Origin of the sequence: Salmonella sp. NW645, from assembly GCF_051703725.1 — a bacterium.
Classification (GTDB): domain Bacteria; phylum Pseudomonadota; class Gammaproteobacteria; order Enterobacterales; family Enterobacteriaceae; genus Salmonella; species Salmonella enterica.
In genome coordinates this window covers 456,466-466,694 of the sequence record NZ_JAMMKR010000004.1, presented here as the reverse complement: position 1 = coordinate 466,694, position 10,229 = coordinate 456,466, and the positions used below count along the sequence as shown (strand labels likewise).

The following is a 10,229-nucleotide window of genomic DNA, read 5'->3' as shown; positions in this document are numbered from 1 at the left end:
CCGAAGGAGGTATAAGATGGGAAGTGGATGGCATGAATGGCCGTTGATGATCTTCACGGTCTTTGGTCAGTGCGTGGCCGGTGGTTTTATTGTTCTGGCTCTGGCGCTGATGAAGGGCGACCTGCGCGCGGAAACGCAGCAGCGGGTGATCGCCTGTATGTTTGGTCTGTGGGTGCTGATGGGGATTGGCTTTATCGCCTCGATGCTGCATCTGGGCTCGCCGATGCGCGCGTTTAACTCGCTTAACCGCGTGGGTGCTTCCGCACTGAGCAATGAAATTGCCAGTGGCTCGGTGTTTTTTGCGGTCGGCGGGATTGGCTGGCTGTTGGCGGTACTGAAAAAGCTGCCGCCGGCACTGCGCACACTCTGGCTGATTATCACGATGGTACTGGGCGTCGTCTTCGTCTGGATGATGGTACGCGTCTATAACAGCATCGATACAGTACCGACTTGGTATAGCGTCTGGACGCCGCTGGGCTTCTTCCTGACGCTCTTTATGGGGGGGCCGCTACTGGGTTATCTGCTGCTGCGCATCGCGGGCGTGAACGGTTGGGCGATGCGTCTGTTGCCTGCGGTGTCGGTGCTGGCGCTGGTGGTTATTGCCATTATGGTGGCCATGCAGGGCGCGGAACTGGCGACGATTCACAGTTCCATTCAGCAGGCGTCTGCTCTGGTGCCGGATTATGGCTCGCTGATGGCCTGGCGTATGGTGCTGCTTGCGGCGGCGTTGTGCTGCTGGATTGTGCCACAGTTAAAAGGGTATCAACCTGCGGTACCGTTGCTCTCTGTCGCCTTCATTCTGATGCTGGCGGGGGAATTGATTGGCCGCGGCGTATTCTATGGGCTGCATATGACCGTGGGCATGGCGGTAGCCAGCTAACGCGTTGACGCGTATTCGGCCTGCAGAACGTGCAGGCCGAATACGCCTTTAGCCGCCATCAATTTAAGGGATATAACCGGGGCGGAGAAGGTGCATATAAATCCATAGAGAAGAAAACGAAGCTAAAGGAACCATGAAATTTTTCGACTGAACAAAACGCCGATTTTGCGGGTTAGATCAATAAAAACAAGGGGATGATTTTTTAGCCTTTTAATATATTCACGTGCAGAATAAGTAAATCAAATCGATAGTCTCAAAACTTGCGGATCGCCCATGCGGAGCCGATTGACAATGTTTTTGGCGATGGCATGATGCGCATGAAATTTGAACTTCCTCACGGTTTTTATTCATGTCCACCTATACCCGTCCCGTCATGCTTTTGCTGTGCGGGCTACTTTTGTTGACCCTGGCCATTGCGGTACTGAATACGCTTGTGCCGCTGTGGCTTGCTCAGGCAAACCTTCCGACCTGGCAGGTGGGGATGGTCAGCTCGTCTTATTTTACCGGCAATCTGGTCGGGACGTTATTTACCGGGTATTTAATTAAACGCATTGGGTTTAACCGTAGCTATTATCTTGCCTCGCTGATCTTCGCCGCGGGTTGTGTCGGGTTGGGCGTGATGGTGGGGTTCTGGAGCTGGATGAGCTGGCGTTTTATTGCCGGTATCGGCTGCGCTATGATTTGGGTGGTTGTCGAAAGCGCGTTGATGTGCAGCGGAACCTCGCATAATCGCGGGCGCCTGCTGGCTGCCTATATGATGGTCTATTACATGGGGACCTTCCTTGGACAATTATTGGTCAGTAAAGTATCTGGTGAATTGCTGCACGTCCTTCCTTGGGTGACCGGAATGATTCTGGCGGGAATTCTGCCGCTACTCTTTACCCGAATTGTAAATCAGCAAACGCAGGCACGTCATTCCTCTTCTATTAGCGCCATGCTGAAGCTACGCCAGGCGCGTCTTGGCGTGAATGGTTGCATTATTTCCGGCATTGTTCTTGGTTCATTATATGGCCTGATGCCGTTATATCTGAAGCATCAGGGGATGGCTAACGCCAGCATCGGTTTCTGGATGGCGGTGCTGGTGAGCGCCGGCATTTTGGGGCAATGGCCAATGGGACGTCTGGCGGACAAATTTGGTCGCTTGCTGGTGTTACGCGTACAGGTATTCGTTGTCATACTCGGTAGTATTGCCATGTTAACCCAGGCGGCGATGGTGCCAGCTCTGTTTATTCTGGGGGCGGCGGGTTTTACGCTTTATCCCGTCGCAATGGCCTGGGCCTGTGAAAAAGTCGAACATCACCAGCTTGTGGCAATGAACCAGGCGCTGTTGTTAAGTTATACAGTAGGGAGCCTGTTGGGGCCGTCTTTTGCTGCGATGTTAATGCAGAATTATTCAGATAATCTGCTGTTTATTATGATCGCCAGCGTATCGTTTATTTATCTGCTGATGCTGTTACGTAACGCCGGTCAGACGCCCAATCCTGTCGCCCACATCTAACTGTTCTCTGAATCGTATGCAGGACGTGAGTCTTGCATACTCTTTGTTTATGTTTTACGTAAAATAATTGACCTACATAATTTTCTTGCTTTACTGAAAAATAAAATGTGCCGAAGGTTATAATTTTGCGCTCCTCTATTTTCTCTCTTCGTCTTTACCGCGCATAATCCCCCGCTTCATTTATAGTAATAGCATTGTGTTCACGAAGGATCGCGTTATGCCGAATGTGCAGGAAAAACAGTTGCGATGGTACAACATCGCCCTGATGTCGTTTATTACCGTTTGGGGATTCGGCAATGTTGTCAATAACTATGCTAACCAGGGGTTAGTGGTTGTCTTCTCCTGGGTGTTTATTTTTGCGCTCTATTTTATTCCTTATGCCTTAATCGTGGGGCAACTGGGCTCAACCTTCAAAGAGGGAAAAGGGGGCGTCAGTACCTGGATTAAGCATACGATGGGGCCGGGGTTGGCTTACCTTGCGGCATGGACTTATTGGGTCGTGCATATTCCCTACCTGGCGCAAAAGCCGCAGGCGATACTCATTGCATTGGGATGGGCTTTAAAAGGCGACGGCTCGTTGATAAAAGAATATACCGTCGTTGCCTTGCAGGGGCTGACGCTGGCATTGTTTGTTTTCTTTATGTGGGTTGCTTCCAGGGGGATGAAATCGCTAAAGGTTGTTGGGTCTGTGGCCGGGATTGCCATGTTTATCATGTCAATTTTATATGTTGTGATGGCAGTGACCGCGCCAGCAATTACAAACGTTGAAATTGCGACCGCAAACATCACCTGGCAGTCATTTATTCCTCATATCGATTTTACCTATATCACCACTATCTCTATGTTGGTCTTTGCGGTTGGTGGGGCAGAGAAGATCTCGCCTTATGTCAACCAGACGCGGAATCCAGGAAAAGAATTTCCGAAGGGGATGCTCTTTTTAGCCGTCATGGTTGCGGTCTGCGCTATCCTCGGTTCGTTGGCGATGGGAATGATGTTTGATTCCCGGCATATACCTGACGATTTAATGACCAATGGGCAATATTATGCATTCCAGAAATTGGGTGAGTATTACCATATGGGTAATTCATTAATGGTGATTTATGCCATTGCCAATACTCTGGGGCAAATCGCCGCGCTGGTGTTTTCTATTGATGCGCCACTAAAAGTATTGCTGGGTGATGCAGACAGTAAATATATCCCGCAGCGCTTATGTCGTACTAACGCTTCAGGTACGCCAGTTAACGGTTATTTGCTGACATTGGTGTTGGTCGCTATCTTGATTATGTTGCCAACGCTTGGCATCGGCGATATGAACAACCTGTACAAATGGCTGCTTAATCTCAACTCAGTTGTTATGCCGCTGCGCTATCTGTGGGTATTTGTCGCCTTTATTGCTGTCATTCGACTGGCGCAAAAGTACAAACCCGAATATGTGTTTATTCGCAACCGGGCGTTGGCGTTAACTGTGGGAATATGGTGTTTTGCCTTCACCGCGTTTGCCTGCCTTACCGGTATTTTCCCCAAAATGGAGGCGTTCACACCGGAGTGGACATTCCAGCTGACGTTGAACATCGTGACGCCTTTTGTCCTGGTCGGGTTGGGATTAATTTTCCCACTGCTGGCGCGTAGAAACACATAACGACGCTCTTTTCCACGGCGCTCCTGTCAGGCGAGCGCCTTTTAAGGTCACAGGTGCCTGGGTTCCAGGCGGAGACCATGGTATTAACAGGCACCGGGTCAGCAATAGTTGTCAGACCTTCAACCCAGCAGCAGATAAGCGTAATACCTGGTAAGCGCAATATTGTTAACCAGGCCTGTCTGACGGCGGAGTCGGGTATTTTAGCGGTAAGAGCGTTATCCAGACAGCAAAACGGCTACCGTCACGGGTAGCCGTTTAAAAGCGGATAAGATAGCAGGCGATTAATACATCACTTTATGACCATACTGCTCAAGAATGCCCTTCACACGCTCCATGGTCTCTTTTTTAGGCGGCTTCACGCCATCCAGTTTATATTCTTCGCCCATTGCCACCCATTTATGTTTGCCCAGCTCATGATAGGGCAGCAGTTCGATTTTTTCGACATTCCCCATATCGCGGGTAAACTCACCCAGGCGATGCGCGGAATCATCGTCGTCAGACCAGCCGGGAACGACAACGTAACGGATCCAGACCTTCACATTTTTCTTTGATAAATACTGAGCGAATTCCAGCGTCCGGTGATTAGAGACACCGACCAGATTCTGGTGGATCTCATCATTCATCTGCTTGAGATCGAGCATCACCAGATCGGTAACGTCCAGCAGTTCATCAATCACTGGGTCATAACGGCGCACAAAGCCGTTGGTGTCGAGACAGGTGTGGATACCTTCTTTTTTACAGGCGCGAAACCAGTCGCGTACAAATTCTGCCTGCAAAATGGCCTCGCCGCCGGATGCCGTCACGCCGCCGCCAGAAGCATTCATAAAATGCCGATAGGTCACCACCTCTTTCATTAAGTCTTCAACGGTGATTTCTTTACCGCCATGCGTATCCCATGTGTCGCGGTTATGGCAATACAGGCAGCGCATCAGGCAGCCCTGGAAAAAGGTAATAAAGCGGATGCCTGGGCCATCAACGGTGCCACAGGACTCAAAGGAGTGAATGCGACCAATAACCGGCTTTTTATCAGCAGTTACTGCAACACTTTCATTTGTAATACAATCGGTTAAGTTACTCATATCGCTTCGGCTAGCTCTAAATAACATGGGGTTTATGGACACATTCCGGGCATGTTGAGCACCCTGGTAAGGGGGTTGCATCCTGTAAAAAAGCGGTACTGCGAGCGTAAATTTTGGACTACAGAATGTGTGGCTGTTCCAGAATGTGCTGCAATGGAGCTATTTTACCTCTATTCAGTATAAAATATACGGCAAATCTATGCTGCATAACTTGCACCGCCAGAAATTCTGGCTCATTCATCAGCTCGTAACGCCTCAACCGCAATACATACTGTAAGTGTATCATCCATAGCGTCCTGGTTTTGCTGTTTATGATCCGCCTCTTTTTTCGAATGGTTGGCGCCGTTTTGTTGTGGTCAGAACGAAAATAATTCTCAACATAATTCAGATGCGTCCAAAGAACGTTATGCGCTGTCCAGCGCCTGGCGTCGCATTCAACGTGTTATCAGGTGAAAATCTGATGCCATTTCTAAAGCCGGACTGATTCAATCTCTTAAATAGAGTGTGGCTTTAATCAAAAAATGAGAGCAACGGATTGGATTTTGCTTTCGCGGTAAATAATCAAGGGAGTTATTATGCCAGTTACGTTAAGTTTTGGTAATCGTCATCACTATGAAATTAATACTTCACGGCTAGCCCGTTTGATGAGTCCTGATAAAGAAGAAGCGCTATACATGGGGGTATGGGATAGATTTAAGGAATATTTCAGAACACACAAAAAAAGAGAGGTGCTGGAGGTATTATATACACTCATCCATGGATGTGAACGTGAAAATCAAGCTGAACTTAATGTTGATACAGTCGGCATGGAGAAGATATATGCCTTTGCACAATTAAAACAATATGCTAATCCATCTCAACAAGACCGCTTTGTTATGCGTTTTGATATGAATCAGACACAAGTTTTATTTGAGATTGATGGCAAGGTTATTGATAAATGTAATTTGCATCGTATCCTCAACATTTCAGAAAACTGTATTTTTAAAGTGATGGAAGAAGATGAAGAAGAGTTGTTTTTTAAAGTATGTATTAAGTATGGAGAAAAAATTGCTTGCTATCCAGAATTATTAGAAAACTTTGCTTTTGACCTTAGGCAGGAAGTTAATGAGGATGATGACATTAAGGATGAAGTTTATAAGCTTATGCGATCTGGAGAAGATCGAAAAATGGAATGTGTTGAATGGAATGGTACGCTTACTGAGGATGAGATGGATAAACTACGCTGTCTTCAAATGGGGTCTTTTGGTATTCATACCCAATTTTGTAAAATAGGTTACTGGGAATTAGAGGGAGAAGTCCTGTTTGATATGCTTCATCCAACACTTATCTATCTGCTACATGGATATATACCGTCATTGTCATGTGATTTTAAAGAAGCTAACACCATGCTGTTTTCTACTGTATTAAATAAGGATTATGATGATTATCAAAATAATAAAAGAGAAATTGATGCTATTCTGAGAAGAATATATAGATCACATAATAACACTTTATTTATAAGTGAAGGTTCTTGTTGTCGCAATATGCTTTTATAAAAATTAAAAAGGCCCCACTGACATGGAGCCTTTTTTTTGTACGCTTTTTATGGCGTAATTTCAGTCAAACCCATTACATGGTCTGCGTGAAGGTACGAGTAATAACGTCCTGCTGCTGTTCTTTCGTCAGGGAGTTAAAACGTACTGCGTAACCAGATACACGGATGGTCAGCTGCGGATATTTTTCCGGATGTTCCATCGCGTCCAGCAGCATTTCACGGTTCATGACGTTGACGTTCAGGTGCTGACCGCCTTCGATGGACGCTTCGTGGTGGAAGTAACCATCCATCAGACCTGCCAGGTTAGTCTTACGAACTTCGTCGTCTTTACCCAGTGCGTTCGGAACGATAGAGAAGGTATAAGAAATACCATCTTTCGCGTAAGCAAACGGCAGTTTAGCAACGGAGGTCAGAGAAGCGACAGCGCCTTTCTGGTCACGACCGTGCATCGGGTTAGCACCTGGTCCGAACGGCGCGCCAGCACGACGACCATCCGGGGTGTTACCAGTTTTCTTACCATACACAACGTTAGAAGTGATGGTCAGAACAGACTGCGTCGGGATAGCGCCACGGTAGGTGGTCAGTTTCTGAATTTTCTTCATGAAACGTTCTACCAGGTCAACCGCCATGTCATCTACACGAGCGTCGTTGTTACCAAACTGCGGGTATTCGCCTTCGATTTCGAAGTCGATAGCCAGACCATCTTCGTCACGAATCGGTTTAACTTTCGCATATTTGATGGCAGACAGGGAGTCAGCCGCAACGGACAGACCTGCGATACCACACGCCATGGTGCGGATAACGTCACGGTCGTGCAACGCCATCAGAGAGGCTTCGTAGCTGTACTTGTCGTGCATGTAATGGATAACGTTCAGCGCGGTGACATACTGTTTAGCCAGCCAGTCCATGAAGTGATCCATGCGATCCATCACTTCGTCGAAGTTCAGAACATCGCCTTTGATCGGTTCGGATTTCGGACCAACCTGCATTTTCAGTTTTTCATCAACGCCGCCGTTGATTGCATACAGCATGGTTTTCGCCAGGTTTGCACGCGCACCGAAGAACTGCATTTGTTTACCAACGATCATCGGGCTTACGCAGCATGCGATAGCGTAGTCATCGTTGTTGAAGTCCGGACGCATCAGGTCATCGTTCTCGTACTGCAGAGAAGAGGTGTCGATGGAGACTTTAGCGGCGAATTTCTTGAAGTTCAGCGGCAGTTTTTCAGACCACAGAACGGTGATGTTCGGCTCCGGAGACGGCCCCATGGTGTACAGGGTGTTCAGGAAGCGGAAGCTGTTTTTGGTGACCAGAGTACGGCCGTCAACGCCCATACCACCGATAGATTCGGTTGCCCAAATCGGGTCGCCGGAGAACAGTTCATCATATTCCGGAGTACGCAGGAAGCGAACCATACGCAGTTTCATGACCAGGTGGTCAATCATTTCCTGTGCGTCTTGCTCGGTGATTTTGCCTGCTTTCAGGTCACGTTCGATGTACGCATCCAGGAAGGTGGATACACGACCGAAGGACATTGCTGCGCCGTTCTGAGATTTAACCGCAGCCAGGTAACCGAAGTAAGTCCACTGGATTGCTTCCTGAGCGTTAGTCGCCGGGCCAGAGATATCGCAGCCGTATTTAGCTGCCATTTCTTTGATCTGACCCAGAGCGCGGTGCTGTTCAGCGATTTCTTCACGCAGACGGATAGTCGCTTCCAGATTTACGCCGTTTTCCAGATCGGATTGCAGAGACGTAAACTGCGCGAATTTGTCTTTCATCAGGTAGTCGATACCGTACAGCGCTACGCGACGGTAGTCACCGATGATACGGCCACGGCCATACGCATCCGGCAGGCCGGTCAGAACGCCAGATTTACGGCAACGCAGGATGTCCGGAGTATAAACGTCGAATACGCCCTGGTTGTGGGTCTTACGGTATTCGGTGAAGATTTTTTTGAGCATTGGGTCCAGCTCGCGATTGTACGCTTTGCAGGAACCTTCAACCATTTTGATGCCGCCGAACGGGATAATCGCACGCTTCAGCGGAGCTTCAGTCTGCAGACCAACAATTTTCTCAAGCGCTTTGTTGATGTAGCCAGCGTCGTGAGAAGTGATGGTGGAAGCAACGGAGGTGTCAAAGTCAACAGGCGCGTGAGTGCGGTTTTCCTGTTTAACGCCTTCCATTACGCTGTCCCACAGCTTGGTGGTCGCGTCAGTAGCGCCAGCCAGGAAGGACTCGTCACCCTCATACGGAGTGTAGTTTTTCTGAATGAAGTCACGGACGTTTACTTCATTCTGCCAGTCACCTTTGGTAAAACCTTCCCAGGCTGTGGCTAACTTTTCATTAAGCTCGGACATGTAACACCTACCTTCTTAAGTGGATTTTTTATTTACTGCGTGTAATGGGCATCAACAGATTAATGATGCTCGTTACCACGCAGGTAAATGACCCAGTATGTCAACCCGACCAACAAACCGCCGCCGATAATATTACCGATCGTGACCGGAATCAGGTTATCAGTGATGAAGCTCATCACGGTCAGGTGAGAAAAACTTTCCGGAGACGAACCGACTGCGGTCCAAAACTCCGGTGTAGCGAAATCGCGTATTACAATACCCATAGGAATCATAAACATGTTTGCGATACTGTGCTCAAAACCGCTGGCGACAAACATGGCGACGGGCAGTACCATGATGAACGCTTTGTCCATCAGGCTACGACCTGAATAGCTCATCCACACGGCCAGACAAACCATCAGGTTCGCCAGAATACCGAGGCAGACAGCTTCAATAAAAGTGTGGTGCATTTTGTGGTCGGCGGTTTGCAGGACGTTAAGTCCCCATTGACCGTTGGCAGTCATATACTCGCCGGAAAGCCACATCAGTAACACGAAAAGCAGAGCGCCAATCAGGTTACCAAAATAGACGTTTAACCAGTTTTTAGCCAGTTGCCCCCAGGTGATGCGACCGCTAGCTTTAGCTACAACGATCAGAACAGTAGAGGTGAAGAGATCAGCGCCGCAAATAACACAGAGAATCAGTCCCAAAGAGAAACAGATACCCCCGATAAGTTTCGCCATGCCATAAGGCATCGCGCCAGTACCGGTTGTCGCAGTAATATAAAAAACAAAGGCAATTGAAATGAATACGCCGGCGGTAATCGCCAGATAGAAAGTCTTAAGCGGATGTTTCGTTGCTTTATAGACGCCTGCTTCTTCAGCCACTTTGGCCATTGCTGCAGGGAGTAAAAGGTCAAAAGGGTTGTCAGCTTTCACACTAACTCTCTCTTTATTAAGTCGGCGACGAGATACTAACAAAGCATTATAGATGAGAATTTGATATAGATCATATCTCGCCTGGCTTATAGGCCCGTAAGTCGCATGGCTTTTATGCAATTACGGTGTAACTTTTTGATTATCCTAATAAAAATAAATTTTAAAAATTATAAATAGAGTTGAATTTTTTCCTGACTCCTCCTGCTGCACGGTTAATTAATATGGAGTAATCAACAAATAAAGTAACATCACTATGTCAATTAATTTAATATCAACAACCAATATTTAACCTTGTTATTACATTTTTCGCCGTTTAGCGAAAATA

Annotated in this window: 8 protein-coding genes; 4 read left to right on the top strand and 4 right to left on the bottom strand. The window is 47.7% G+C overall.

Annotated elements, in window-relative coordinates:
• The first annotated feature begins 16 nt into the window (after positions 1-16).
• The 3 genes from NA389_RS11850 to NA389_RS11840 all read left to right on the top strand — a co-directional run bounded on the left by NA389_RS11850 (position 17) and on the right by NA389_RS11840 (position 4,017).
• Positions 17-880 carry a dimethyl sulfoxide reductase anchor subunit family protein gene (locus NA389_RS11850; RefSeq protein ID WP_000534681.1) on the top strand — a complete coding sequence of 288 codons (864 nt, stop codon included), beginning with the start codon at positions 17-19 and terminating at the stop codon, positions 878-880.
• Positions 881-1,229: 349 nt separating this feature from the next.
• On the top strand, positions 1,230-2,378 hold the full coding sequence (locus tag NA389_RS11845) for an MFS transporter (RefSeq protein WP_061377723.1): 1,149 nt from the start codon (positions 1,230-1,232) through the stop codon (positions 2,376-2,378).
• A gap of 217 nt (positions 2,379-2,595) precedes the next feature.
• Positions 2,596-4,017 (top strand): APC family permease, encoded by a 1,422-nt coding sequence (locus NA389_RS11840; protein WP_001134260.1) that lies wholly within the window; start codon positions 2,596-2,598, stop codon positions 4,015-4,017.
• A gap of 281 nt (positions 4,018-4,298) precedes the next feature.
• Here the strand turns inward: NA389_RS11840 and pflA are convergent, their stop codons facing one another.
• Complete coding sequence (gene pflA, locus NA389_RS11835; protein WP_000067928.1) at positions 4,299-5,096, bottom strand: pyruvate formate lyase 1-activating protein; 798 nt, start codon at positions 5,094-5,096, stop codon at positions 4,299-4,301.
• Positions 5,097-5,214: 118 nt separating this feature from the next.
• Positions 5,215-5,484: a cytoplasmic protein gene (locus NA389_RS11830; RefSeq protein WP_077905952.1), complete on the bottom strand. Its 270-nt coding sequence runs from the start codon at positions 5,482-5,484 to the stop codon at positions 5,215-5,217.
• Between the two features lie 187 nt (positions 5,485-5,671).
• Between NA389_RS11830 and sopD2 the strand changes: the two genes are divergently transcribed.
• The gene (gene sopD2 / locus NA389_RS11825; RefSeq protein WP_001145550.1) at positions 5,672-6,631 is read left to right on the top strand and encodes a type III secretion system effector SopD2; all 960 of its coding nucleotides are present in this window, start codon (positions 5,672-5,674) and stop codon (positions 6,629-6,631) included.
• A 73-nt stretch (positions 6,632-6,704) separates the two neighbouring features.
• Here the strand turns inward: sopD2 and pflB are convergent, their stop codons facing one another.
• Complete coding sequence (pflB, locus tag NA389_RS11820; RefSeq protein WP_001292803.1) at positions 6,705-8,987, bottom strand: formate C-acetyltransferase; 2,283 nt, start codon at positions 8,985-8,987, stop codon at positions 6,705-6,707.
• Positions 8,988-9,046: 59 nt separating this feature from the next.
• Positions 9,047-9,904 carry a formate transporter FocA gene (focA, locus tag NA389_RS11815; protein ID WP_000642539.1) on the bottom strand — a complete coding sequence of 286 codons (858 nt, stop codon included), beginning with the start codon at positions 9,902-9,904 and terminating at the stop codon, positions 9,047-9,049.
• Positions 9,905-10,229 lie beyond the last annotated feature (325 nt).